The organism is Rhizobium arsenicireducens (assembly GCF_964021225.1).
Genome location: NZ_CAXHYK020000001.1, coordinates 1,290,947 through 1,316,401, shown reverse-complemented (window position 1 = coordinate 1,316,401; position 25,455 = coordinate 1,290,947). Strand labels below are relative to the sequence as shown.

The 25,455-nt window shown below is 62.2% G+C and carries 23 protein-coding genes and 1 tRNA gene; 7 read left to right on the top strand and 17 right to left on the bottom strand.

Translation table 11 applies throughout. The features are described 5' to 3' along the window. Positions 1–4: 4 nt before the first annotated feature. From ACWPVA_RS06195 to pcsA, 8 genes are all read right to left on the bottom strand, one after another. Complete coding sequence (locus ACWPVA_RS06195) at positions 5–508, bottom strand: GNAT family N-acetyltransferase (protein ID WP_454286848.1); 504 nt, start codon at positions 506–508, stop codon at positions 5–7. Continuing rightward, positions 505–2,331, bottom strand: a complete 1,827-nt coding sequence (gene glmS, locus ACWPVA_RS06190; RefSeq protein WP_454286847.1) for a glutamine--fructose-6-phosphate transaminase (isomerizing) — start codon at positions 2,329–2,331, stop codon at positions 505–507. Before glmS ends, ACWPVA_RS06195 begins: the two co-directional genes overlap by 4 nt. Before the next feature lie 109 nt (positions 2,332–2,440). Then, on the bottom strand, positions 2,441–3,802 hold the full coding sequence (gene glmU, locus ACWPVA_RS06185) for a bifunctional UDP-N-acetylglucosamine diphosphorylase/glucosamine-1-phosphate N-acetyltransferase GlmU (protein ID WP_454286846.1): 1,362 nt from the start codon (positions 3,800–3,802) through the stop codon (positions 2,441–2,443). Positions 3,803–3,938: 136 nt separating this feature from the next. Further along, positions 3,939–5,012, bottom strand: coding sequence for a BMP family ABC transporter substrate-binding protein (locus tag ACWPVA_RS06180; protein ID WP_454286845.1), 1,074 nt, complete (start codon positions 5,010–5,012; stop codon positions 3,939–3,941). Positions 5,013–5,049: 37 nt separating this feature from the next. Then, positions 5,050–5,967: an ABC transporter permease gene (locus ACWPVA_RS06175; protein WP_454286844.1), complete on the bottom strand. Its 918-nt coding sequence runs from the start codon at positions 5,965–5,967 to the stop codon at positions 5,050–5,052. After that, on the bottom strand, positions 5,964–7,058 hold the full coding sequence (locus ACWPVA_RS06170) for an ABC transporter permease (protein ID WP_454286843.1): 1,095 nt from the start codon (positions 7,056–7,058) through the stop codon (positions 5,964–5,966). The genes ACWPVA_RS06175 and ACWPVA_RS06170 overlap by 4 nt, the downstream gene beginning before the upstream one ends. Beyond that, a complete protein-coding gene (locus ACWPVA_RS06165) occupies positions 7,048–8,595 on the bottom strand; it encodes an ABC transporter ATP-binding protein (RefSeq protein WP_454286842.1) in 1,548 nt (515 codons plus the stop codon). The genes ACWPVA_RS06170 and ACWPVA_RS06165 overlap by 11 nt, the downstream gene beginning before the upstream one ends. Positions 8,596–8,747: 152 nt before the next feature. Continuing rightward, entirely contained in the window at positions 8,748–9,473 is a 726-nt protein-coding gene (gene pcsA / locus ACWPVA_RS06160; protein WP_454286841.1) for a phosphatidylcholine synthase, read from the bottom strand. Between the two features lie 194 nt (positions 9,474–9,667). Here pcsA and ACWPVA_RS06155 point away from each other — a divergent pair, with 194 nt between their 5' ends. Continuing rightward, positions 9,668–10,870: a UbiH/UbiF family hydroxylase gene (locus tag ACWPVA_RS06155; RefSeq protein ID WP_454286840.1), complete on the top strand. Its 1,203-nt coding sequence runs from the start codon at positions 9,668–9,670 to the stop codon at positions 10,868–10,870. Here ACWPVA_RS06155 and ACWPVA_RS06150 read toward each other — a convergent pair. Continuing rightward, positions 10,847–11,809 carry an AEC family transporter gene (locus ACWPVA_RS06150; RefSeq protein WP_454286839.1) on the bottom strand — a complete coding sequence of 321 codons (963 nt, stop codon included), beginning with the start codon at positions 11,807–11,809 and terminating at the stop codon, positions 10,847–10,849. The genes ACWPVA_RS06155 and ACWPVA_RS06150 overlap by 24 nt on opposite strands. Positions 11,810–11,863: 54 nt before the next feature. Next, complete coding sequence (locus ACWPVA_RS06145) at positions 11,864–12,613, bottom strand: cytochrome c biogenesis CcdA family protein (RefSeq protein WP_454286838.1); 750 nt, start codon at positions 12,611–12,613, stop codon at positions 11,864–11,866. 190 nt (positions 12,614–12,803) lie between these two features. On the opposite strand from ACWPVA_RS06145, the gene ACWPVA_RS06140 reads away from it, so the two are divergent. Next, positions 12,804–12,879: transfer RNA gene (locus ACWPVA_RS06140), tRNA-Lys, on the top strand. A gap of 10 nt (positions 12,880–12,889) precedes the next feature. On the opposite strand, the gene ACWPVA_RS06135 is transcribed toward ACWPVA_RS06140, so the two are convergent. From ACWPVA_RS06135 to ACWPVA_RS06120, 4 genes are all read right to left on the bottom strand, one after another. Beyond that, complete coding sequence (locus ACWPVA_RS06135; protein WP_454289542.1) at positions 12,890–14,401, bottom strand: phospholipase D-like domain-containing protein; 1,512 nt, start codon at positions 14,399–14,401, stop codon at positions 12,890–12,892. 125 nt (positions 14,402–14,526) lie between these two features. After that, positions 14,527–15,645 (bottom strand): ABC transporter permease, encoded by a 1,119-nt coding sequence (locus ACWPVA_RS06130; RefSeq protein ID WP_454286837.1) that lies wholly within the window; start codon positions 15,643–15,645, stop codon positions 14,527–14,529. Further along, positions 15,642–16,376, bottom strand: coding sequence for an ABC transporter ATP-binding protein (locus ACWPVA_RS06125; RefSeq protein WP_454286836.1), 735 nt, complete (start codon positions 16,374–16,376; stop codon positions 15,642–15,644). Before ACWPVA_RS06125 ends, ACWPVA_RS06130 begins: the two co-directional genes overlap by 4 nt. After that, positions 16,351–16,890 carry an ABC transporter substrate-binding protein gene (locus ACWPVA_RS06120; RefSeq protein ID WP_454286835.1) on the bottom strand — a complete coding sequence of 180 codons (540 nt, stop codon included), beginning with the start codon at positions 16,888–16,890 and terminating at the stop codon, positions 16,351–16,353. The genes ACWPVA_RS06125 and ACWPVA_RS06120 overlap by 26 nt, the downstream gene beginning before the upstream one ends. Before the next feature lie 307 nt (positions 16,891–17,197). Here ACWPVA_RS06120 and ACWPVA_RS06115 point away from each other — a divergent pair, with 307 nt between their 5' ends. From ACWPVA_RS06115 to ACWPVA_RS06095, 5 genes are all read left to right on the top strand, one after another. Further along, positions 17,198–17,887, top strand: coding sequence for a ceramidase domain-containing protein (locus tag ACWPVA_RS06115; RefSeq protein WP_454286834.1), 690 nt, complete (start codon positions 17,198–17,200; stop codon positions 17,885–17,887). Between the two features lie 213 nt (positions 17,888–18,100). After that, positions 18,101–19,396: an efflux RND transporter periplasmic adaptor subunit gene (locus ACWPVA_RS06110; protein WP_454286833.1), complete on the top strand. Its 1,296-nt coding sequence runs from the start codon at positions 18,101–18,103 to the stop codon at positions 19,394–19,396. A 9-nt stretch (positions 19,397–19,405) separates the two neighbouring features. Further along, positions 19,406–20,122 carry an ABC transporter ATP-binding protein gene (locus ACWPVA_RS06105; RefSeq protein ID WP_454286832.1) on the top strand — a complete coding sequence of 239 codons (717 nt, stop codon included), beginning with the start codon at positions 19,406–19,408 and terminating at the stop codon, positions 20,120–20,122. Further along, the gene (locus ACWPVA_RS06100; protein ID WP_454286831.1) at positions 20,112–21,317 is read left to right on the top strand and encodes an ABC transporter permease; all 1,206 of its coding nucleotides are present in this window, start codon (positions 20,112–20,114) and stop codon (positions 21,315–21,317) included. The genes ACWPVA_RS06105 and ACWPVA_RS06100 overlap by 11 nt, the downstream gene beginning before the upstream one ends. A 238-nt stretch (positions 21,318–21,555) precedes the next feature. Then, complete coding sequence (locus ACWPVA_RS06095) at positions 21,556–22,179, top strand: GntR family transcriptional regulator (RefSeq protein WP_454286830.1); 624 nt, start codon at positions 21,556–21,558, stop codon at positions 22,177–22,179. A gap of 73 nt (positions 22,180–22,252) precedes the next feature. Here the strand turns inward: ACWPVA_RS06095 and ACWPVA_RS06090 are convergent, their stop codons facing one another. From ACWPVA_RS06090 to ACWPVA_RS06080, 3 genes are all read right to left on the bottom strand, one after another. Continuing rightward, positions 22,253–23,065, bottom strand: coding sequence for a ferredoxin--NADP reductase (locus tag ACWPVA_RS06090; RefSeq protein ID WP_454286829.1), 813 nt, complete (start codon positions 23,063–23,065; stop codon positions 22,253–22,255). 188 nt (positions 23,066–23,253) lie between these two features. Beyond that, entirely contained in the window at positions 23,254–23,766 is a 513-nt protein-coding gene (locus ACWPVA_RS06085) for a DUF934 domain-containing protein (RefSeq protein ID WP_454289541.1), read from the bottom strand. Positions 23,767–23,778: 12 nt separating this feature from the next. Then, positions 23,779–25,449 (bottom strand): nitrite/sulfite reductase, encoded by a 1,671-nt coding sequence (locus ACWPVA_RS06080; RefSeq protein WP_454286828.1) that lies wholly within the window; start codon positions 25,447–25,449, stop codon positions 23,779–23,781. Between the last annotated feature and the right edge of the window lie 6 nt (positions 25,450–25,455).

The following is a 25,455-nucleotide window of genomic DNA, read 5'->3' as shown; positions in this document are numbered from 1 at the left end:
GACCCTATTCTGCGTCGCCGAAGAATGCCGGATGGAAGGCGACAATGCCGGACGGAACTTCGCCGTGCAAGGTCAGCACGAGGAAAAATTCCGGAGGCACGCCGGTCGTCTGCAACTCCCGGCGGACAACGAATCCGAAGCGATTATAATAGGCCGGGTCGCCCACCAGTGCGCAACCCGAAGCCCCTTGTGCCTTGAGCACGCCAAGGCCCTCCCGGATCAGCGCTGAGCCGATGCCGCTCTTCTGCCGACCGGGTGCGACGGATACCGGTCCGAGACCGTACCAACCGCTATCGCCGCCCGACAGCGTCACAGGTGAGAAGGCGACATGGCCGACGATCTCGGCCCCGTCCTCGGCGACCAACGAAAGAGTGAGCATGCCGAGCCGCCGCAGCCGCTCGATGATCAGCGGCTCCGTCCCGTCGCTATGCGGATGGCCGGTGAAAGCCGCCGCGGTGAGTGCGCCGATGGCCGCTTCGTCCCCCGGCGCTTCCGGCCGGATCCTCATTCGACGGTCACCGATTTTGCCAGATTGCGCGGTTGGTCGACATCAGTGCCCATGAATACGGCGGTGTGATAGGCGAGCAGCTGGATCGGCAACGAGAAGACCATCGGCGCGATGATCTCCGCGACATTCGGAAGGATAATGGTCGCCATGGTTTCCAGCTTGGAGGCGGCGGCGCCTTTCTCGTCGGTGATGAAGATGATCCTGCCACCGCGGGCGGCCACTTCCTGCATGTTCGACACGGTCTTCTCGAAGAAGCGGTCGTGCGGGGCAATGACGATGACCGGCATGTTCTCGTCGATCAGCGCGATCGGGCCGTGCTTCAGCTCGCCAGCGGCATAGCCTTCGGCGTGGATATAGGAGATTTCCTTGAGCTTCAGCGCCCCTTCCATGGCCAGCGGATAGCTGGTGCCGCGCCCGAGATAGAGCACGTCCTTGTATTTCGACAGGTCCCGCGCCAGAGCCTCCATCTGCGGCTGGATGGCGTTCAGCACCTGGCTCATGATGCGCGGCATCTCGGCCAGGCTCTTGACCAACTGCCTTTCGTCATCCGCCGAGATCGTGCCGCGCGCCTTGCCGGCGGCGATCGCCAGCGAGGCGAGAACGGCGAGCTGGCAGGTAAACGCTTTGGTCGAGGCAACGCCGATCTCCGGGCCGGCGAGGATCGGGAAGATGGCATCAGCCTCGCGGGCGATGGTCGATTCCCTGACGTTGACGATGGCCCCGATCTTCAGGCCCTCGTCGTGGCAGTAGCGCAGCGAGGCGAGCGTATCGGCAGTTTCGCCCGATTGCGAAATGAACAGGGCCGCCTGGTCCTTCGACAGCGGCATTTCGCGGTAGCGGAACTCGGATGCGACGTCATTTTCGACCGGCAGGCGAGCATAACGCTCGAACCAATACTTGCCGACCAGCCCGGCGAGATAGGCGGTACCGCAGGCGGAGATCGCAAGGCCGCGCAGCCCCTTGAAATCGATCGCTTCGTTGATTGGCTTCACCGTATGGCTATGGAAATCGACATAATGCGACAGCGCGTGCGAGATGACCTCGGGCTGCTCGTAGATTTCCTTTTCCATGAAATGGCGGTGATTGCCTTTGTCGACCACGAAGGCGGTCGCCTGGGAGATCTGGTGCGCGCGCTCGACCGGATTGCCGGAAAAATCGATGATCTCCGCGCCATTGCGGTGAATGATGGCGCAGTCGCCGTCGACCAGATAGGCGATCTCGTTGGTGAAAGGTGCCAGCGCAATCGCGTCCGAGCCGAGGAACATCTCGCCCTTGCCGAAGCCGACGGCGAGCGGAGGCCCGAAGCGGGCCGCCATGATGGTGTCCGGATCGTCGGCGAACATCACCACCAGCGCATAGGCGCCCTTGACATGGTTCAGCATGGCGAGCATGGCGGCGCGATTGTCGAGGCCCTTGCGGCGGTACTTGGCGATCAGCTGGGCGACGATCTCGGTGTCGGTCTGGGTGGTGAACACCGCGCCCTCGGCCGTCAGCTCGTCGCGCAACTCGGAGAAGTTCTCGATGATGCCGTTGTGGACGACGGCAACGCCGTCGACGAAATGCGGATGGGCGTTCGTCTCGTTCGGCACGCCATGGGTCGCCCAGCGGGTGTGGGCAATGCCGATCGTGCCTGCGAGCGGCTCGGCGTCGAGCTTCTTTTCCAGGTTGAACAGCTTGCCCTCGGCGCGGCGGCGATCCATCACACGGTCGTGGATCGTGGCGACCCCTGCGGAATCATAGCCCCGATATTCGAGCCGCCTCAGCGCATCAACCAGGCGACCCGCCACCGGTTGGTTACCGACAATACCGACAATGCCGCACATAGAGATCTCCGTCTGGCTTCATCCTGGCGCCAGTCCTAATGGTTTTGCCGATTTGCGCAATGCGCGCGCCGGTCACATTCGGTTTCGCCGCGTTACGCAACTGCAGCAATCAGGATTTCGCGCTGCGAGATGCCTTGATCGCTTCGTTGCGAGCGCGGATCGCCTTGGCCCGTTCCGGCTTGATTTCCTGGCGGGCGCGGCCGAGCGCCAGCGCATCGGCGGGCACATCCTCGGTAATGACGCTGCCGGAGGCAACGAAGGCGCCGTCGCCGACCGTGACAGGTGCGACAAGCGCGCTGTTGGAGCCGATGAAAGCCCTTTCCCCGATCCGCGTCACGTGTTTGTTCACGCCGTCGTAGTTGCAGGTGATGGTGCCGGCGCCGATATTGGCATGGGCGCCGATGAAGGCGTCGCCGATATAGGTCAGGTGGTTGACCTTCGCGCCCTCGCCAATCTCGGCCTTCTTGACCTCGCAGAAATTGCCGACCTTGGATCCGGTTGCAAGATTTGCGCCGGGGCGCAACCGGGCGAAGGGTCCGACGGTTGCACCGCTCGCAACATGGGCACCTTCGAGATGTGAAAAGGCGTGAATAACGGCGCCACCTTCGACGGTGACGCCCGGGCCGAAGACCACGTTGGGCTCGATCAGCGCATCCTGGGCAATCTGGGTGTCGTGGCTGAGGAAGACTGTCTCCGGCGCGATCATCGAGACACCCGAAACCATGAGTTCCTGCCGGCGCCGCTCCTGCCAGAGCCGTTCGAGCACGGCAAGTTCGGCGCGATTGTTGCAGCCGGTCAGTTGTTCCTCTGGAGCGTCGACGGCAACAGTGCGCCCGCCGAGCGCGCGGGCGATTTCCACGATGTCTGTGAGATAATACTCGCCCTTGGCATTGGCATTGCCGATGCGGGTGAGCAAATCCAGGGCCCTGCGTCCGTTGATTGCCATCAGGCCGCTATTGCACCAAGTCACTGCCCGCTCTGCTTCGCTTGCATCACGTTCTTCGCGGATCGCCACCAGTTCTCCATCCTTGACGAGGAGGCGGCCGTAGCCTGTCGGATTGGCCGTGTGAAAACCGATCACAGCTACGTCATGGCCATTCGCCAGAGCTGCGCGCGCAGCTATCAGCGGTTCCGAGGTGATCAGCGGCACATCGCCATAGGCGACGAGAACGTCATCATAGCCAAGGGCGATTGCCTCGCGTGCAGCGAGAACCGCATGGCCGGTACCAAGGCGTTCGGTCTGAAGAAAGGGGCTGACGTTGACGCCGGCGATGCTCCCGGCCTTGACGACCTTTTCGGTGTCCCGTCCGACAACCAGCGCAACGTCGGTGATGCCCGACGAAGCGATGGCGTTCATCACATGGGCAATCATCGGCAGGCCGGCCACAGGATGCAGCACCTTGGACATGGACGATTTCATTCGGGTGCTCTCGCCTGCGGCGAGGATGACGGCGAGACAGCTGCGGCTCATGGTTACTCCCAGCGAGTGGCACGAGATTTGAGAATGTTGTTGTTTGTCCGTCTCATAGCAGCAAGGCACACGGGGAACAAACAGCAAAAAGGGCGCCGAACCGCGACGCCCTTCTCAAAAATCATTGCAGAACGAATTATTGCGGCAGCTTGTCGTCAACGCCTGCGATGTAGAAGTTCATGCCGAGCAGTGTGCCATCGTCGGCTTTCTCGCCGTCCGTCAGCCAGTCGGTGCCGTCCTGCTTCTTGATCGGGCCGGTGAAGGGATGCAGTTCGCCGGACTTGATCTTGGATTCGATGTCCTGCGCCAAGGCCTTAACGTCATCCGGCATGTTGGTGTATGGCGCCATGGTCAGGATGCCGTCCTTCAGGCCGTCCCAGATCTGTTCCGACTTCCAGCTGCCGTCGAGGATCGCCTGGGTGCGCTTGATGTAATAGGCGCCCCATGTGTCGACAATCGCCGTCAGCTGTGTTTCCGGACCAGCCTTGATCATGTCAGATGCCTGGCCGAAAGCCTTGATGCCACGCTCGGCGGCAACCTGCATGGGAGCCGTCGTATCGGTGTGCTGCGTCAGGATGTCGACGCCCTGGTCGATCAGTGCCTTGGCCGCATCGGCTTCCTTGCCGGGGTCGAACCAGGTGTTGGCCCAGACAACCTTGACCTTGAAGTCGGGATTGACCGACTGCGCGCCGTGCATGAACGAATTGATACCCATGACCACTTCCGGAATCGGGAAGGAGGCGATGTAGCCGGCGACGCCCTTTTCAGACAGCTTCGCGGCGATCACGCCCTGAATATACCGACCCTCGTAGAAACGGGCATTGTAGGTCGCAACATTGTCGGCGGACTTGAATCCGGTGGCATGCTCGAACTTCACGTCGGGGAACTTGGCGGCGACCTTGATGGTCGCGTCCATGAAGCCGAATGAGGTGGTGTAGATCAGCTTGCAGTCGGAGCGGGCAAGCCGCTCGATGGCGCGCTCGGCGTCAGGACCTTCCGGAACGCTTTCGAGATAAGGCGTCTCGATCTTGTCACCGAAATGGGCCTGCAGTTGCTGGCGGCCGATATCGTGAGCCTGGGTCCAGCCGCCGTCGGTAGTGGTGCCGACATAGACGAAGCAGATCTTCGCCTTGTCCTCGGCCTGAGCTGAAGCCGCAAATCCGACGAGAACTGCGGCGCTTGCAGCCAGTGTGATGAGTGACTTTTTCATGGGTAACCCCTTCTGGTTGTTGATAAAGATTTCTGACTTAGCGGTCCGGCACGAACGGTTTGCCGAGCGAGGCCGGAGTATTGATCAGCGTTGTGCGCCGATTTTGGGAGATTATGACGAGGACCACAATGGTCGCGGCATAGGGTAGCGCTGAAAGAAATTGCGAGGGCAAACCAAGGCCGAACGCCTGGGCATGCAACTGGCCGATCGTGACGGCGCCGAATAGATAGCCACCGGCAAGCAGCCGCCAGGGGCGCCAGGAGGCGAAAACCACCAGCGCCAGCGCGATCCAGCCGCGCCCCGCCGACATGTTCTCCACCCATTGCGGCGTGTAGACGAGCGACAACTGGGCGCCGGCAAGCCCGGCGCAGGCGCCGCCGAAAAGAACGGCGAGATAGCGGGTTCGAATGACATGAATGCCGAGCGTATGCGCCGATCCATGATTGTCGCCGATCGCCCTGAGTTTCAGGCCCGAACGTGTGCGGAACAGGAACCAGTTCACGCCGACGACCAGCAGGATGGAGAGGTAGAAGATGAGATCCTGCTTGAACAGCAGAGGCCCGAGAAAGGGAATATCGGCGAGAAGCGGAATGGTGATCGGCTGAAGCTTGACGCCTGGAACGCCAACAAAGCTCTCACCCAGCATGCCCGAGACGCCAAGGCCGAGAATGGTGAGCGCGAGGCCTGTGGCCACCTGGTTTGCCACCAGCGACAGGGTCAGGAAGGCAAAGAGCAGCGAGAACGCGGCGCCGCCGACTATGCCCGCGCCCACGCCGACCAGTGGCGATCCACTCATCTGCGCAACCGCGAAGGCGCAGACCGCACCGATGATCATCATCCCCTCGACCCCGAGGTTGAGCACGCCGGACCGCTCACTGACAAGCTCGCCCATGGCCGCGATGACGAGCGGCGTGGACGCCGTGATCACGGTTAGCAGGATGGCTTCGATGATCATCGGGCGGCTCCCCCGAGCACTGCCCGGCCTTTGCCGAACAGGAGTTTGACGCGGTAATGGATCAGCGTGTCGCAGGACAGGACGAAGAACAGCAGCAGGCCCTGGAAAACGCGCGTCACCTTGTCGGAGACGCCGATCGACAGCTGGGCGCCTTCACCCCCGAGATAGGTCAATGCTAGAACCAGGCCGGAGGCGATGATACCGAGCGGATTGAGGCGGCCGAGGAAGGCAACGATAATCGCCGTGAACCCATAACCCGGCGAGATTGACGGCTGCAGGTGGCCGATCGAGCCGGACACTTCGGAAATACCGGCAAGCCCGGCGAGAGCGCCGGAAAACAGCATGGAGAACCACACCATGCCCCGCGACGAAAAGCCGGCGAACCGCCCTGCCCGTTCCGATTGGCCGAGCACAACGACCTGGAACCCCTTCAGCATGTAGCGCATCATGAACCACACACCGATTGCTGCGATGATGGCGAAGGCGAAACCGTAATGCGCGCGGCCGGAGGCCAGCATTTCCGGCAGCACGGCTTCCGTGACGAAGGCCCGGCTCTGCGGGAAATTGTAGCCGGCCGGATCGCGCCACAGGCCACGCACCAGCCAGTCGAGGAAGAGCTGGGCGATATAGACCAGCATCAGGCTGGTCAGGATTTCATTGGTGTTGAAGCGGGTCTTCAACAATGCCGGGATCGCGGCATAAAGCGCACCGCCGACCATGCCCATGATCATCATCAGCGGCAGAAGGAGCGGCGAATGCCATTCGTAAAACACCACCGGCAGGAACGAGCCGGAAATGGCGCCAATGGTGAACTGCCCCTCCGCCCCGATGTTCCAGTTGTTCGAGCGGTAGGCCACGGAGAGGCCAACGCCGATCAGGATCAGAGGCGCCGCCTTGATCGCCAGTTCATGCAATGACCAGACCTCGAGCAGCGGCTCGATAAAAAAGCTGTAGAGCGCATCGACCGGATCCTTGCCGAGCATGGCGAACATGATGCCGCCAAAAACGACGGTCAGCAGCAGCGCGATGAGCGGCGATACGATCGCGAAGAAGCCCGACATACCAGGGCGGCGTTCGAGTTCAATGCGCATTCGCCGTCTCCAAACCATGCATACCGCCCATCAGGAGGCCGATCTTCTCGCGCGTCATCGTTGCTGCCGGATAGATCTCAGACAACCGCCCTTCCGATATCGCCGCGATCGCCGTTGCCACCTCGAAGATTTCGTCGAGATCCTGGCTGATCACCACGACGGCAGAACCGGCACGCGCCAGATTGACGAGCGCCTGACGGATACGGCTCGCGGCTCCCGCGTCGACGCCCCAGGTCGGCTGGTTGACGACGAGCACCGCCGGCTGGCGGTCGAGTTCGCGGCCAACGATAAACTTTTGCAGGTTGCCGCCCGAGAGAGAACCAGCCAACGGATCGCTGCCGCTCATGCGGACGTCCATTGCCTCACAGATACGTAGCGACGCGGTTCTCACCGTGTCGTGGCGGATCAGTTGCAGCCCCCCGCCGGACAGAAAAGCCTTGGCATCGGACTGGTTGCGCGCGAGTAGAAGATTGTCAGACAGCGGCAGAGTCGAGACGGCGCCGTGGCCGTTGCGCTCCTCGGGAACGAAGCCAGCGCCCAGCAGGCGCCGACCGGTAATGCCGAGACGCCCGACCGAGCGTCCGCGAATGCGCACAGCGTCATTGTCTGGACTGGTATATTCGCCCGACAGCGCATCAAAGAGTTCGCCCTGGCCGTTACCCGCCACTCCAGCGATCGCCAACACCTCCCCCGCCCTGACACTCAGCGACAGATCCCTGAGCGGCATGCCAAAGGGCGTACGTGGACGCAGGTTGAGATGGCGCACTTCCAACTGGACGTCCCCTGTCGTCGCCTCCTCGTCCCGCATCACGCCTGCCACCTCGCCGCCGACCATCATGCGGGCGAGCGAAGGGGCTGTCTCTTTGCGAGGATCACAGGTCCCCGTCACCTTGCCATGGCGAAGCACGGTGGCCCTATCGCAGATGCGCTGCACCTCCTCGAGCCGGTGACTGATATAGAGGACCGAACGGCCCTCGGCCTTGAGCTTGAATAGCGTCTCGAACAACCGGTCGGCCTCCTGCGGCGTCAGCACGGAGGTCGGCTCATCGAGAATGATGAGCTTGGGGTTTTGCAGCAGCGCCCGGACAATTTCGATCCGCTGGCGCTCGCCAACCGATAGGTCCGCGACATGGGCTGCAGGGTCGAGCGGCAGCCCATAGGCCCTGGAGAGCTCGGCGGCTTTCTGGGAAAGCTTGTCAATCGAGATCGTCTCATCCAGCGCAAGGGCAATGTTCTCGGCGACTGTCAGTGCCTCGAATAGGGAAAAATGCTGGAAAACCATGCCGATGCCGAGCTTGCGGGCGGCCGCTGGCGAAACGATGTCCCGGGGCTGCCCCTCCCAGAGCACACGCCCCGAACTTGGCGCAAGGATGCCAAACAGCATCTTGACCAGCGTCGACTTGCCGGCACCGTTTTCGCCGAGCAGCGCATGGATCTCGCCGTGGCCAATCTCAAGGTCGATGCCGTCGCAGGCGGCAAAGCTGCCGAATAGTTTGGTCAGTCCCTCGACGGCAAGAAGTGGTTCAGCCTTCGTCATGTCACCCTTCGGCACTATTTCCTCTCGCGCTCGCACCGCAGCCCCCAAGCGTACCGTTCAAGCGACAAGAGGGTATTGATACGCGCTTTGCGCCATCCGGCAACCGACCCCTGCAACTTTTTTGCACTTGCACACCGTTGAGGCATTCAGGCCTAGCTCTTGCCGAGCGAGGGGAACATCTGCAGCACCCCGCCGATGACGTAGAGATAGATACCGGTTGCGACAAAGACCAAGCTTAGCCAGTCGGGGATCTGGAAATGCATGAGCAGCGCATAGCCGCCAAGGGCGCACCAAAGAAAAAACACGGCAAGATTGACCGGCCGAAGGCGTTGGACGCGGACCGGATGGAGGAAATGGATCGGAAGAAAGGTGAGGATGACCGAGGCGATTACCACGACCAGCGCCGTCGTCGCGTTGGCATCGATCACGAACAGGGTGAAAACCACCATGTTCCATACGACCGGAAAGCCGGAGAAAAAGTATTCGTCGGTCTTCATGCCCATGTCGGCATAGTAGATCGCGCTAGACACCACGATCAGCCCCGCAGCCACGAAGGACCATGGCTCGCCGATCATGCCGCTCTGATAGAGCGCGAAGGCCGGCAGCAGCACGTAGGTGACATAGTCGATGATGTTGTCGAGCGTGTCGCCCGACCAGTTGGGCAGGACCTCCTTGACCCGAACCTTGCGGGCGATCGGACCGTCGATGCCATCGACCAAAAGCGCAAGGCCCAGCCACCAGAACATATCGACGAAACGATGCTCTGCAGCCGCGACCACGCCGAGAAAAGCGAGGAAGGAACCGGAGGCTGTCAGGATATGGACGGAGAAGGCACGGATTTCCGCGTAAGGCACGCGCCGATAATTGAAGATCTTCATCTGCGGTTTTTGCCCCGTTCTTCACCCTCCGTTTTCGTATCGACCGAAACCGCATGTTTTGCAACTGCGTAGGCAAAGGATGAACAGAATTACGCCTCCCTGTCGCGCGCCGTCAAACGAGCTGCGCCAATTCGGCTTATGGATTTCCGCCGCTGCGCGCTCTAAATAGGGTCGAAATAGCAGAGGTGCGTGACATGAGAGATTTTGATATCGCCGTGGTCGGCGGCGGGCTTGCGGGCTCCATAGCCGCCATCGCGCTTGCCCGCGGCGGTCGACGCGTCGGCCTTGTCGCGCCCAGGCCCGGCGAAGAGGACAGTCGCACCACCGCCCTGATGGACCAGTCGATCAGGATGATGGAACGGCTCGGCCTGTGGGAGGCCGTGCGCCCCGCAGCAGCGGCCCTCTCCACGATGCAGATCATCGACGGCACGAACCGGCTGCTGCGCGCGCCGGTCGTCGCCTTTCGCAGCGCGGAGATTGGACTGGACGCCTTCGGCTACAACATGCCCAACAGCGCCCTGCTAAAGGTTCTAGCCGACGCCGTCGCCGCCGAGCCCAACATCACGCTCTTCGCCGTCGCCGCCAAAGACATCGCCGTTGGTCCGAATAAGGTGGTGGTTACGCTTGAGGGGGGCGAGAGCCTGGACGCCGCTTTCGTCGTCGGCGCGGATGGGCGCAGGTCGCTGGTTAGGGAAAGCGCCGGTATCGGCGTCAAGACCTGGTCCTATCCCCAGACGGCGGTCGTCGTGAACTTCGCCCATAGCGTTCCGCACCGGAACACCTCGACCGAATTCCATGGCGAAAGCGGACCTTTCACCCAGGTTCCGCTTCCCGGTCAGCGCTCCAGTCTCGTCTGGGTCGTCGATCCGAAAAAGGCCGACCGACTGCTTTCGCTGACGAAAGAAGAGTTGTCGCTGGCGGTCGAGTGCCGGATGCAATCCATGCTGGGCAAGGTTTCGGTCGAAGACGGGGTGCAAGCCTGGCCGCTGTCCGGGATGACTGCCAATCGCTACGGCAAGGGTCGCGCCGCCTTCATCGGCGAGGCCGGCCATGCCTTCCCGCCGATCGGCGCGCAGGGTCTGAACCTGAGCCTGCGCGACATCGCAGCGCTCGAGGAAATCCTGTGCGACCGGAGCGGCCAGCCGATCCCCGCTGAGGCAGGAGATCGCTTCGACCGCAAGCGCCGCGTCGACGTGATCAGCCGCACGGCGAGCGTCGACCTGCTCAATCGCTCGCTGCTGTCGGGCCTCCTGCCGGTGCAGATACTGCGGGCGGCGGGCCTGCAGGTGCTCTCCAGTGTCGCGCCGCTTCGCCATCTGGTGATGCAGGAAGGTGTTGCGCCCGGGCGGGCGCTGACTTCGTTCCCGGATTTCCTACGGGAAAAGATCCGGCGGTAGGATGCCGTTGGTGATGGCGTAGAGCAGGCCTGAGACAGACAGCACCGACAGCACCGTGGTGATCAGGATGGTGGCCGAGGCGCGCTCCTGCCAGACGCCGTATTGCTGGCCGATGACGAACACATTGGTCGCCGTCGGCAGCGAGGCGAGCAGCACGGCGGTGAAGATCCACAGCGGATCGAAATTGCCGACCAGCCCGAGCACGACATAGACCAGCAGCGGATGAAGCAGCAGCTTGATTGGCACGATATAGCCGATCTCGGCGGGAATGCGCTTCAGCGGTCGAAGCGCGAGCGTCACGCCCATGGCAAACAGCGCGCAAGGAGCCGCCGCCTGGGCGAGATAGTCGATCAGCCGTTGCAGGGCGAGCGGCGGTTCGAATTGCAGGCCAGCGGCCAAAAAGCCGATCGCGGTCGCGATTATGAACGGATGATAGGCGATCTTCTTCACGACATCGAGCGCCACGCGGGAACGCGGCCTGTCGTCACCGCCGGCCAACGCCATCAACGCCGGCGCGGCGATGAAATGGGCGGCATTCTCGAAGCAGAAGACCAGCGCCACCGGGACCGCCGCGGCTTCCCCGAAAGCGAGAAGCGCAAGGCCAGGCCCCATATATCCGATATTGCCATAGGCGCCGGCCAGCGCCTGGATCGTGCAGTCCGGAATCGAATTGCCACGGACGAAACGGCCGATCAGGAACACAAGAACAAAGATCGTATAGGTGGCGGCGAGCGACGCGGCGATGAAGTCGATCCGGGTCAGTTCCTCGATCGGCGTGCGCGACACCAGCTTGAAGAACAGCGAAGGGAGCGCGATGTAGATGACGAAGAAGTTGAGCCATCCGAGCGCTTCCGCCGGCTGCCGGGTAATTCGGCCGGAAACATAGCCGATCAGGATCAGCCCGAAGAACGGCAGCACCAGTGCGATAATGTCTCCCAAGCCGCCACTCCTCGCGCCAAAGGGCCGTTCGCATACGACCCATTGCCTTCGGCCTTAGCCGATTTGCGACAGGATTGGAAAGGTCTGCTGGAACCAAATCGCCATATCGGCGACGAAACCGAAGATGAAGGCAAGGCCGGTGAGCACCAGCAGCCCGCCCATGACCTTTTCCACGACGCCGAGATGCTTGCGGAAGCGCGTGAGGAACCGCATGAAGGCACCGGAGAATGCGGCGGCAATCCAGAAGGGAACCGCGAGCCCGAGCGAATAGACGGCCAGCAGCATGGCCCCCTCACCGACCGTTTCACGTGCAGCGGCAACGCCGAGGATCGCGCCGAGCACCGGGCCGATGCAGGGCGTCCAGCCGAAGGCGAAGGCAAGGCCCATGACATAGGCGCCCGACAACGTCGCCGGCTTGCCGCCGCCGGAAATGCGCATCTCGCGCGACAGGAGGCCGATTCGGAACACCCCGAGAAAATTCAGCCCCATGATGATGATGATCACGCCGCCGATCTTGGCGAGAAGATCGAGGTGCTGGCGCAGAATCGTGCCGATGGTCGAGGCACCGGCACCCAGCGCCACGAACACGGTGGCAAAGCCGAGTGTGAAGGCAAGCGCAGACAACATGACCGCGCGGCGCGCCTGACGGTCCTGCGCAGCGACCCCGCCGCCACGGAACTGCTCGACCGAAATCCCCGCCATGTAGCAGAGATAGGGCGGAACGAGCGGCAGGACGCAAGGCGAGAGAAAGGAAAGCGCCCCGGCGAAAAGCGCGCTGAGCAGCGAAATCTCGGCAATCGACACGAAGGGAACTCCATTTGCGGCCTTGTGGCGCCTTCCTAGCGCTCTCCCCCCTCGGTTGCCAATCACCTTTCCGTTCGCTGCGACAATTGAGCCGACCCTTGCGCGTGGTCGCGAAAAATTTCGGTTGACCCGCAAAGGGCACCTGCCTATGTAACCCTCACTTCCACGGGGACGCCTTGTCCCCCATTGGGAGAGCGTAGCTCAGCCGGTAGAGCAACTGACTTTTAATCAGTAGGTCCAGGGTTCGAACCCCTGCGCTCTCACCACCATTCTCCCTCACAACTGCGATTCGACCGGCAAGAATCCGATCAATGTCGCGACGAACCTGCGCCAATAGCTTGCCCCCGGCTCGTTGTATTCCGGCGCAACACCCGCTTCACCTTTCCAGGTGAGCGTGCCGTCTTCCAGGACAAGGCGATAGCTGTGACTCGGCCCGATATGGGTGGCGAATTCGCGGCGCACCTCGGCGGTCAATTGCGGGTCGCTGAACAGCACCCCCATTTCCGTGTTGAGCGAAATCGACCGCGGATCGAAGTTGAACGAACCGATGAAGCCGGTCCGGTCATCGACGGTAAAGGCCTTGGTGTGGAGGCTTGCATTGCTCGACCCGAACAACGAAATGCGGCCCGGCGCGCCCTCCGCCCTGAGCTCGAACAGACCGACGCCACTCTCCAGCAGGCTCTTCCTGTAGGGTGCATAGGCGCCGTGTACGGCGGCGACGTCTGTCGCGGCGAGCGAATTGGTGAGCACAGACACTTGCACCCCGCGCGCGACCAGACGGCGGAGCATGGAGACCCCTTCGTCCCCGGGGATGAAATAGGGCGAGGTGATCTCTACATTCCCGGTCGCCGAGTTGATGGCCGGATCGATCGTCTGATTGAGCCAGCTCTGCTGCCCGACATCGAAAACCTTTTCAGGCGGGTCTGAAACCACGTCCACATGCGGTGTCCAGTGGAACGGTGGCTCAGCGGCCCGTGCCGCGGCTGCGCCCGCGAGACTGTCAAGGCGCGAGAGGTAAAGCTGCGCCGGCTCGCTCGCGGCCATGTCCTCTAGCCTCGTCCGCAGCTTGGCAAGGCTGCGGTGTTCCGGGTCCGACAGGCTGCGGATCGGCAGCACCACCGGGCTGTTCCAGAAGCGATCGAAGATCGCCGCCGTCTCGTCAACCGCTGGCCCCACCATGGCAACGTCGAGATCGCGGAAATTGGCGGTGTCGGAGGCGCCGAAATAGGCGTCGCCGACATTGCGCCCGCCGACGATCGCCACCCGGCCATCGCCGATGAAGGCCTTGTTGTGCATGCGGCGCGTAACCGTCACAGCCCGGAGAATCATTTCCAGGCCCCGCCTCAATGCACTGTCACGGCTCATGGCCGGGTTGAACAACCTGATCTCGATGTTTGGGTGGCTGTCATAGGCCGAATAGACGTCGTCCCCGTCCCGCGAGTTGATGTCGTCCAGCAGCAGGCGCACCCGGACACCGCGATCGGCCGCAGCCAGGATCTCCCGGCCGAGCAACCCCCCGGTCAGGTCGTCGCGCCAATAGTAGTATTGGAGATCGAGGCTGCGGCCGGTGGCGCGCGCGACATGGGCCCTGACGGCGAAGGCCTCGATATTGTCGGAGACGAGCCTGAGGCCAGACATGTCGGGATGTTCAGCCGTCTGCGCTGCGACGGCGCGGTCGAGATCAGTCACATTCTCCGCAACGGGCAGCGCCTGAGAGGGCGCCCCCCTCGCCTGTACGGCAAACCGCCCGTAGACATAGACGGTGACCCAGGACGCCAGGGCGAACATGACCAAGCCGATCAGGACAAATTTCGCGACGCGCAAGCTCGACCTCCGGCTCTTCACTGCAGCGCTGCATGAACGCACAGCTTAGGGGAAGGGTTCGAAGCCGACCACAAATAAAACGTGGAGCGTCAGCGGCTGCCCCGCAGCGCGGCGGACGGCGCCGCCCGCGTTACCCGCCATGCGGGATAAAGTGCCGCCAGCGGGCCGACCGCCATCACCCAGAACATGGCCTCGCTGACGATACCGAGGCTGAGATAGGGCTCGAGCAGGCCTGCCGAAATCCGCAGCCAGGACACGAGGTGCATCGCCGCAACCCCGAGGCCGACGCCGATCACGCTGCCGATCAGGCACATCATCAATCCCTCGACCACCACGAGCAGGCGAATGCGGGCGGGCGTCCAGCCGATCGCGGCGAGAATGCCGAATTCCTGCACCCGTTCCGAAACCGACATCAGCAGCGTGTTTGCCACCAGAATCGACGAAGCAAGGATCATCACCAGCGACACCGCCGAGGTGATGGCGTCGACCGTCTTGACGAAGTCCATGTTTTCCGTGAACTCGGCGCTGTCGCTGACCTCGATCGTGGGCGAAACCTGCGCGAGCGCCGCTTTGGTCGCCGCAGCCTTCCCGGGGTCAACCGGGCGCGTCAGACGGATCTGCACCAGCGAAACGCTGGCCGGGCGGCCGAGCAATTCCTGCAGGCCGGAAAGCCGGGCCACCGCGACGTTCTGGTTGAAAACCGAATCCGGAACTGAAATGCCCGTAATCCGAAAGGGCTCGTACTGGATCAGAATCTCGTCGCCGACAGTCTTGCCGAGCGCTTCCGCAACGGTACGCCCAAGCACGACCTCGCGGTCACTAACCGGCGGGGCCCCCTCTGCGAGCACCAGCGAGGGCCATAGAAAGCTGCCGTCCGGCCAGCCCGTGACGAAGATATTCGCCTCGTCGTCAACCGCGGCGATCGACAGTACGATACCGGCCGCCTCCTCGACCCCCGGCACAGCATCGAGCCTGGCGACGAGTTCCTGCGAAATAGAACTGCTGACGAGGCTGTAGGTGCCCCGCTGGCTGACGACATAGTCTCCGCCGACATCGCCGACGCCCTGCGCATAACTGTCCTGAAGACCGCGCGTCAGACCGGTCAACGCGACGAAACTTCCCACGGCCACTGCTATACCGAGCACGGTCAGCGTCGAGCGCAGCTTCTGGGACAAGAGATTGCGGGCGGGCAAGGTGAGCAAGTTCATGTAGTTGCCTCGGATACAGACTGGCGGCGAAGGTCGGAGACGATACGGCCGTCGACCAGTTCAACCCGCCGGTCGCAACGATCGGCGATCATCCGGTCATGGGTGACGATGACCACGGTGATCGCCGCGTTTCGCTGGAGGTCTTCGAGCAGATCGATGATGTCGGCGCTCGACCGGCTGTCGAGGCTGCCGGTCGGCTCGTCGGCGACGATAAGCTCCGGACGATTTGCAAGCGCGCGCGCGATCGCGACCCGTTGCCGCTCGCCGCCCGAAAGCTGCAGCGGATGCTGGCGACCGCGTGCGCCGAGACCCAGCCGCTCGAGTAGTTCCGTCACCCGCTCGCGCCGGACGCGGGCAGAAATTCCCTGCCACAGCATGGCGAGTTCGATGTTCTCCGCCACGGTCAACGACGGGATCAGGTAGAAGGACTGGAAGATGAAACCGATCCGCTCTGAGCGGATGCGCGCCCAATCTGACCTTCCGCGCACGACCTCGCCGTCGAACAGGACTTCGCCGTCACTTGGTTCCTCGAGCCCGCAGAGCACGTCGAGCAGAGTTGATTTGCCGCTACCGCTAGGGCCAGTCACGGCGATGAAATCTCCGCGTGACACGAAGAAGGAAACGTCATCGAGGGCAATAATGCGGCCATTGTCATAGACACGGCGGCAATGACGCAGTTCGACCAGGTGCGACATGGAGGGGCTTTCAGTTCTGGCCGTCACGCTCGGCACGCAGGCTCCGGGTCAGCGCCGCCAGCGAGCCGCCGAGTGCATTGAGCCGCGCGGCATAATCGTCGCGCCGGGCGACCGTGAACGACGCACCGTTACCAACGAGATCAAAAAGGCAGAAAGAACCGCCGCACGGCCGCATTTTCCAGTCAAGGCGTCGCGCGCTGCCGTCACGCCGGATCTGCGAAGTCAGAACAACCACGTCCCGAGAACCGAGCGGTTTCGCGTCGTTGATCCGGAGCCGGTCATCGGGACGGATGCGGCGATCAAGTTCGATGGCCATGACATCACGCAGGACGAGCCGGAAATCGCGCCGCTCGGATTCGCTCGCGCTGTCCCAGGCTTTGCCGGCAACCTTCCGGGCTATCTCACCGAGGTCGAGGTGGCGCTCGAGAACGGGTGCGAGCTTCGAGGCGGGGCCGCTCGCGGATGCGACGGTCAAGGCATGAATTTTCTCGACTGCGCCGATCGCGCCCTTCACATTAGCTGCAGTCGCCGCCGGGCTTGCCACAGCCATCAATGTTACGAACCAGACCGCAGCAAAGAATACACGGCGCTCAAATTTTTCAGGACGCAGATGACGTCTGCAGTTCAACCTAAAGTACATGCAAGCCCCAGTAAGTACAACGAAAGACGAGTCTGGCCAGAATTTTACTTTTTCAATATGCGAATCATACCATGAACTATTCATGCGCCAACTTGACATCATAAGTACGCTACCTCTAATGCGCAAAGAAAAAGTCCTCAGCCGATGAATTCGGCTGAATTGTCGCGATGGCAACAAAGGGTAGCCCGCGTCTCGTATTGCTATGCTGGTATCGGTGATGACAATCGACTGGAATGCGCCGATTGCTGGTGCCTATTGCGAAAGGACGGAACCGGGCTTTTGGGGCGAGCCTCTGAATGCAGGCTCCAGTCTTCTCGTCGTCGTCCTAAGCCTCCTCGCACTCATTTATGTCGTGCGGACCCGTTCCATCTCCCCTGGCCTAATCACGCTGATGGCGCTCGCGGTGGCGATCGGGATCGGCTCCTTTCTCTGGCATACTTTTGCGACTCGTTGGGCCGAATTGGCCGACGTCTTGCCGATCTGGGGTTTTGTAGCCCTCTTCGGTGGAGCCTTGTTGCGCAAGTCGCTGCGCCCGCCCTTCGCGCTCCCATTGGCAACTGTGGCCGGCGTTTTGGTCTTCGTCGCCGGACTGGGGCTTTCGATGCGCGACACGCAAATGGTCGGGGATACGGTCAGCGGTTCGACGCAATACCTGCCAGCAATCTTCGTCGTCCTGGCGACTGGCCGCATGGTGTGGAAGGAAAGACATCCCTCCCTACGCCTGATCACGCTGTCGACTGCGCTCTTCGTCCTCTCATTTATCTTCCGCAGCCTTGATCTTCCGCTATGCTCAATCGTCCCGACGGGCACCCACTTCCTCTGGCATGTCACCAACTGCCTTGCCTTCGGCGCACTCCTGACCGCGCTGGTCCGTTATCCGCTGCCCCAGCCGGGTCCGAAGTCCTGAATACTGCCAGCGTGGCTGTCGGCCTGATTTTCTCTATTAACAAGAATTAACTTCGCTTCCCGGGAAGCCTGTGAGAAACAAGCCGTTAGCGAAAACTGTCGGTTGGGCGGGGATATTTTGGAACTGCAATTTGTCGAGACTTGACACCGGTCAACAACAACACTGCATTTCCGACAATACACTTGAAAACCGAAGGCTGAAAATGGACGACACATGACCAAAGACCCCGTGACGACCCCATCCCCCGCACTCGACAAGGAAAGCGCCGAACTGGCCGCACTGCTTGGCAGTTCGCACAGACGCGGAAGCCGCTCGCGGTGGATATGGCGGGCACTCGGCGCCGGCGTGCTGATTGCCGGCGGCTATGCCTATTGGTCCTACAGCACTCAGGCAACCGCCTATACCTATGCCACTGTTCCCGCGAAAAAGGGCGACCTGACCGTAATCGTCACGGCTACGGGCTCGGTGGAGCCAACCGTCCAGGTGGACGTGTCGAGCGAACAGTCAGGAACGATCCGGGAGGTGCTGGTCGACTACAACAGCACCGTCGCCCGCGGCGAGGTCGTTGCCAGACTTGATACGGCCAAGCTTGAAGCCAACGTCAAAAGTGCCGAGGCAAGTCTTCTGGCCGCGAAGGCAAGCGTCGCCAAGGCGGATGCGGAAATGAAGTCGGCCAAGGCGACCTTTGACCGGTTGAAGGCGCTCGTTGTCAGCAGGGTCTCAACCCAGCAGGAACGGGACGCGGCCGGATACGCCTTCGAGGCGGCGGAGGCCACCAAGGCGAGCGCCGAGGCCAATGTGCTCTCCGCCGAAGCGGAACTCGAACAGGCCAGACTCAATCTCTCAAAGGCAACGATAGTATCGCCGATCGACGGTGTCGTTCTGTCGCGCAACGTCGATCCCGGCGCAACGGTTGCTGCCTCGCTTGAGGCGCCAACCCTCTTCAAGATTGCCGGCGACCTGAGGCAGATGGAACTGCAGGTCGACATCGATGAGGCGGATGTCGGTCAGGTAGATGTCGGACAGACGGCGACTTTCACCGTCGATGCCTTTTCCGACATGCGATTCCCGGCGGAGATCACATCGGTGCGCTACGCCTCCGAGACCGTCAACGACGTGGTGACCTACATGGGCATCCTCAAGGTCGAGAACGACCGGATGCTTCTCCGCCCCGGCATGACCGCGACCGCCGACATCGTCGTACAGTCGATCGCGGATGCCCTGCTCCTCCCCAACGCCGCCCTGCGCTACACGCCGCCGGAAAGCGTGACGCAGACCAGTTCGAGCAGCGGCGGCATGTTCAGCCTGTTCCGCCCGCCACGAATGGGATCGATCAGCGCGCCCGAACCGGAGGGCAACGAGCGCACCGTCTGGCTGATGAAGAACGCCGTTCCCACAGCCGTCAATATCGAGATCGGCGCCAGCGACGGACAGAACACCGTCGTCACCAAGGGCGACATCGCCGAAGGCGATCTGCTGATCATCGACGCGACGGCAAAGAAGGGCTAAGGGCGCGACATGGCAGGCCCTCCCCTCATCGAATTCCAGCAGGTCTCGAAGACCTACGGCCGTGGCGAAGCGACGATCCACGCGCTCGACGGCGTTGACCTGGTCATCGAGAAGAACGAATTCGTCGCGATCATGGGCCCCTCCGGCTCCGGCAAGTCGACCGCGATGAACATTATCGGCTGTCTCGACGCGCCGAGTTCCGGAGAATATCTGTTCCAGGGTATACGCACGTCCGGGCTCGACCGCAGGCAGCACACGCTATTGCGTCGCCACATGCTCGGCTTCGTCTTCCAGGGGTTCAACCTGCTCGCGCGCACCTCGGCGCTCGAGAACGTGGAACTACCTCTCGTCTACCGCGGGATGGAGGCGGGCGAACGCCGCCGTCTGGCCAGTATAGCCCTCACCCAGGTCGGACTCACCGGCCGCGAGCACCACACGACCCAGGAACTGTCGGGTGGCCAGCAGCAGCGCGTCGCGATCGCGCGGGCAATCGTCACCAGCCCCAAGGTGCTGCTCGCCGACGAACCGACTGGCAATCTCGATACCAAGACCAGCAAGGAAATCATGGAACTGATCGTGGGCCTGAACAAGGAGCACGGTATCACCGTCATCATGGTCACGCACGAGGACGACATAGCAGCCTACGCCAAGCGCCACTTGCGCTTCCTCGATGGCCGCCTGCATTCGGACAGCCAGAATGGAAAGGTCGCCGCCGATGTTCTTTGAGACCGTGAAACTTGCCCTTCGGGCCATCAGCCGCAACATGCTGCGTTCCTTCCTCACCGTTCTCGGTGTCGTCATAGGGGTCGCGGCCGTCATCGCCATGGTGACGATCGGCAATGGCACAACGGCGCAGGTAACGGCGGAAATCTCCAAGCTCGGCACCAATCTTCTGTTTGTCCGTCCGGGAAAGTTCGGCCCAGGGCGCGCCAGCGCAGAGGCGAAGAAGTTCAACGAGCGGGATGTGCGTGCGGTCAGCGAACAGATTGCAGGATTGCGCGCGGTTGCCGGCGTCAACCAGTCGAGCCAGATGGTCATTTACGGCGGCGAAAATCATCAGACGACCGTAACAGGAACGACAGATGACTATTTCATCGCCCAGGACTGGATCATCGCGACGGGCCGCAGCTTTCTTGCTTCGGAGGAGCGCGGCGGTCAGGCCGTCTGCGTCATTGGCGAGACGGTGCGCAAGGAGCTCTTCGGCTCCACGCCGGCGCTGGAGCAGAAAATCCGCGTCGGCAGCGTGTCCTGCGAGGTCATTGGCACGCTGGTCAAGAAAGGCCAAAGTGGCATGGGCAGCGACCAGGACGACATCGTGGTGATGCCGCTCAAGGTCTTCCAGCGGCGGATCGGCGGCTCGACGGAAGTGTCGAGCATGGTTCTCTCCGCCGAAGACGGCGTTTCGACCTCGAAGATACAGGCCAATGTGGAGCGACTGTTGCGCGAGCGGCGCAAGATCATCGCCGGGCGCGAAGACGACTTTTCCGTCAATGACATGACCCAGATGGCCTCGACGCTGACCGGAACGACAACACTCATGACCGGCCTCCTCGGCGCGGTTGCCGCCGTCAGCCTCTTGGTGGGCGGCATCGGTATCATGAACATCATGCTGGTCTCCGTGACCGAACGGACCCGTGAGATCGGCATCCGGCTGGCGATTGGTGCGGTGGAGCAACAGGTACTGATGCAGTTTCTCGTAGAGGCGGTGACCCTGTCGATCGCCGGGGGAATCATCGGTATCCTCCTCGGTCTCGGTCTCGCCTATGGCGCAGTCTCCTACATGAACGTGCCCTTCGTCAGCAGTCCTTCGATCATCGCGCTGGCCTTCGGTTTTTCCGCCGCAATCGGCATGGTCTTCGGCTATTTTCCGGCACGCCGTGCGGCCCAGCTCAACCCGATCGAAGCGCTGCGACACGAGTAGCTGGCCGGCCGGCGGCATCGCCGCTGCCCGCCGGCATCCACCATCCTCGACGCGCGATATCCCTTCGGCGACTGCCGCCGACGCGCACCCGCTCCAACGCTCCAACTGTTATCGAGTTCATCATTTGGCGCGCCGCAACGGCTGATCCCCAATGTTCGCCGCCCTATCCTGATATATCAGCAAGTCTTGCCATCCTGAATGCGACATGTCATCATGTAATATATCAGTGGAGGTATGAATGACCGCGACTGTCGGCTCGCAGAGTCACCTCGCCTATCTGGCGCTGGAACAGCGGATCGTCACGCTGAAGCTGAAGCCCGGCGCACTGGTGAACGAGCGGCAGTTGATCGAACTGTCCGGCTACGGGCGAACGCCGGTTCGCGAGGCAATCCAGAAGCTCGAATGGCAGGGCCTCATCGTGGTGCGCCCGCGTGTCGGGCTGCAGATCGCCGAGATCCAGCCAGCCGATCACAAGGCCATTATGGCCGTTCGCCTGAAGCTCGAACCGCTGCTGGCAAGGCTTGCGGCTGAGAATGCCATCCAAGAGCAACGTACCGCCCTGCTCGACTGCGCCAAGGCCATGACAGCGGCAGCCACAGCGGGCGACTTCGACGCATTCCTCAGCGCGGACAAGGAATTCGACGAGATCATCGAGGAAGCCTGCACCAACCGCTTTCTGATTTCGGCCGTTGCACCACTGCAATCCCATTCTCGTCGCATGTGGTACGCCGGCGCTACGGTCGAAAAAATGGACCGCTCAGTCTCGCTTCATGTTGCGGTGATCCGTGCAATACAGCAGGGCAATGGGAAGGAGGCCGAGGCAGCAATGGAGGCCCTGATCGGCTATCTGAGCGAAACCTGAGGGCTGCCGTCGCCGCTGCAACGAAAAACGCCCGGCATTGACCGGGCGTTGAACTGCAGCAAATGCACAAGTCTCAGCCGACGAAGGCCCGCTCGATAACGAATTCTGCCGGCTTGTTGTTGGCCCCTTCCGTGAGGCCCGCCTTTTCCAACACAATCTTGGTATCTTTCAGCATGGCGGCGGAACCGCAGATCATCCCCCGGTCGACCGCCGGGTCGAGCCGAGGTACGCCCAGATCTTCAAACAGCTTGCCGTTTTCGATCAGTTCGGTAATGCGGCCCTGAAAGGGATAGTCTTCGCGGGTGACCGTCGCATAGTGCCTGAGCTTGTCGCCGACAATCTCGCTCAGCATTTCGTCCGCCTTGATCTCGTTGATGAGATCGAAGCCGTACTTCAGCTCGGCCACTTCGCGGCAGGTGTGGGTGAGGATGACTTCCTCGAATTTTTCATAGGTCTCGGGGTCGCGGATGAGGCTGGCGAACGGCGCGATGCCGGTGCCGGTCGAGAACATGTAGAGGCGCTTGCCAGGCGTCAGCGCATCGAGCACCAGCGTGCCCGTGGGCTTCTTGCGCATCAGCACCTTGTCGCCCGGCTGGATCTCCTGCAGGTGCTGGGTCAGCGGACCGCCCGGAACCTTGATCGAGAAGAACTCGAGCTCTTCGTCCCAGGACGGGCTTGCAATCGAATAGGCGCGGTAGATCGGCTTGCCCTCGACCATCAGACCGATCATGGCGAACTCTCCGGAACGGAACCGGAAACCCGCAGGCCGGGTCATGCGGAAACGAAACAGCCGATCCGTGTAATGCGTCACGCTGAGCACGGTCTCGGCATAAACGCCCTCAGGGACGATCAGTTCCGCGTTTTCGGTTTTGACGGGAGCATTCATGCGTCTTTGGTTCCTATGGTCGCCTGACTGACGTTCACTGGCAGCCCTATACCGCAACTTGCGCGGACGACAAAGCCGGCAATTCGCCGCGCCCTGCGTTTCGCCGCCTCAGTCGGATGCCTCAATCGAGGACCGCTTTCCTTGACCTCTATCAAGTCAGTCAAATTACATCTCGATTTCGTAATGTTCTACGCGTCGCGACCGCCGATCCGGCGCCAGCTGAAGCCACCGGCTTCGTTGGCGAGCACTGCGGTCGGCTGGTAGCGTTCCGCGATCCCCGGCAGGCGGTTCTCGGCCAGACGGGCAAGCGCTGTCGGGTTTGACACGGCAAAGCTGGTGAAGCCGGTCCGCAGCATCAGCGGGATCGGATCGATCAGCACGTCGCCCACAGCCCTGACCTCGCCCTTGTAGCCGAGGCGCTCGCGCAAAAGCGTCGCTTGGCTGAAGCCTCGGCCGTCACTAAAGGCCGGAAAGGCGATTGCCACCAGAGCGATGCGATCGAGATAGGGCTCAAGCCGCGTCACATCGTCGGCGGGCCTCAGCAGAACGCCAAAGCCGCTTTCGTTGCTATGCTCGGCAAGCTCGAGAAAAGCCTCGATGCCGACGACGGCGCGTTCGCCCTCGCTTGCCTGCACCTCGTCCGTCTCGAGCACCCAGGGGTCGTTCTCGACGAATCCGGTCTCATTCCAGATCTTGATCATGTCATCCATTTCTCAGGCCGCTTCCGCCGTCTTGCCATACAGGGCTTCCTTGAAGGGCTTCGGGCCGACCCGACGATAGGCGTCGATGAAGGTTTCCTTCGGTTCGAGGCGCAGGCCGAGATATGTGTCGACGATGGTCTCGATCGCGTCGGTCACGCGCTCCGGCTCGAAGCCGCGGCCGATGATCTCGCCGATCGAGGTGTTTTCGTCGCCCGAGCCGCCGAGTGTGATCTGGTAGAGTTCGGCACCCTTCTTCTCGACACCCAGAAGGCCGATATGGCCGACATGGTGGTGGCCGCAGGCATTGATGCAGCCGGAGATCTTGATCTTTAGCTCGCCGATCTCGGCCTGGCGTTCGGGCGAACCGAAGCGCGTCGAGATTTCCTGTGCGACCGGGATCGAGCGGGCATTGGCCAGCGCGCAATAATCCAGCCCCGGGCAGGCGATGATGTCGGTGATCAGGCCGGCATTGGCCGTGGCAAGGCCGGATGCCTCCAGCGCCTGATAGACGGCATAGAGATCGCCAAGCGCGACATGCGGCAGGATCAGGTTCTGCTCATGGCTGACGCGGATCTCGTCGAAGGCCAGCCGCTCGGCGACGTCGGCAACCACGTCCATCTGCCCGTCGCTGGCATCGCCCGGCGTGCCGCCGATGGGTTTGAGCGAAATCGTCACCATGCCGTAATCCGGATGGCGATGCGGCTGGACGTTCTGGGCGGCCCAGGCGGCAAAGGCGCCGTCGGCCTTCTTGGCGCGGGCAAGAGCTTCCCAGCCATCGGCGCGGTCGGGCAGAGCCGGCGGGGCGAAATAGGTCTCGATCGCGCGGATGTCGCCTTCTGGCAGCTTCAGTTCGCTCTCACGGATCTGTGCGAACTCGGCCTCGACCTGGCGCGTCACTTCCTCGACGCCCGTCTCGTGCACGAGGATCTTGATGCGGGCCTTGTACTTGTTGTCGCGCCGGCCGTGCAGATTGTAGACGCGCACGATCGCCGTCACATAGGTCAGCAGGTCCTCTTCCGGCAGGAAGTCGCGGATCAGCTTGGCCACCAGCGGCGTGCGCCCCTGCCCGCCGCCGACATAGACGGCAAAGCCCAGCTCGCCGGCTTCGTTCTTCTTCAGGTGCAGGCCGATGTCGTGCACCTGGATCGCGGCGCGGTCGCGCGGCGCGCCGGTGACCGCGATCTTGAACTTGCGCGGCAGGAAGGAGAACTCCGGATGGACGGAGGACCACTGGCGCAGGATTTCGGCATAGGGCCGCGGATCGGCGACCTCGTCGGCGGCGGCGCCGGCGAAATGGTCGGCCGTCACATTGCGGATGCAGTTGCCCGAGGTCTGGATCGCGTGCATCTCGACGCTCGCCAGTTCGGCCAGGATGTCCGGCGTGTCGGAGAGCTTCGGCCAGTTGTACTGGATGTTCTGGCGGGTGGTGAAATGGCCGTATCCCCGGTCGTAGCGACGGGCGATGTGGGCGAGCATCCGCATCTGCTTCGCATTCAGCGTGCCATAGGGAATGGCGACCCGCAGCATGTAGGCGTGCAGCTGCAGATAGACGCCGTTCATCAGGCGCAGCGGACGAAACGCGTCCTCGGCAATCTCGCCCGAGAGACGGCGGGTCACCTGGTCGCGGAACTGCTCGACGCGGGCCGAAACGAAGGCGTGGTCGAATTCATCGTAGCGGTACATGGAAAT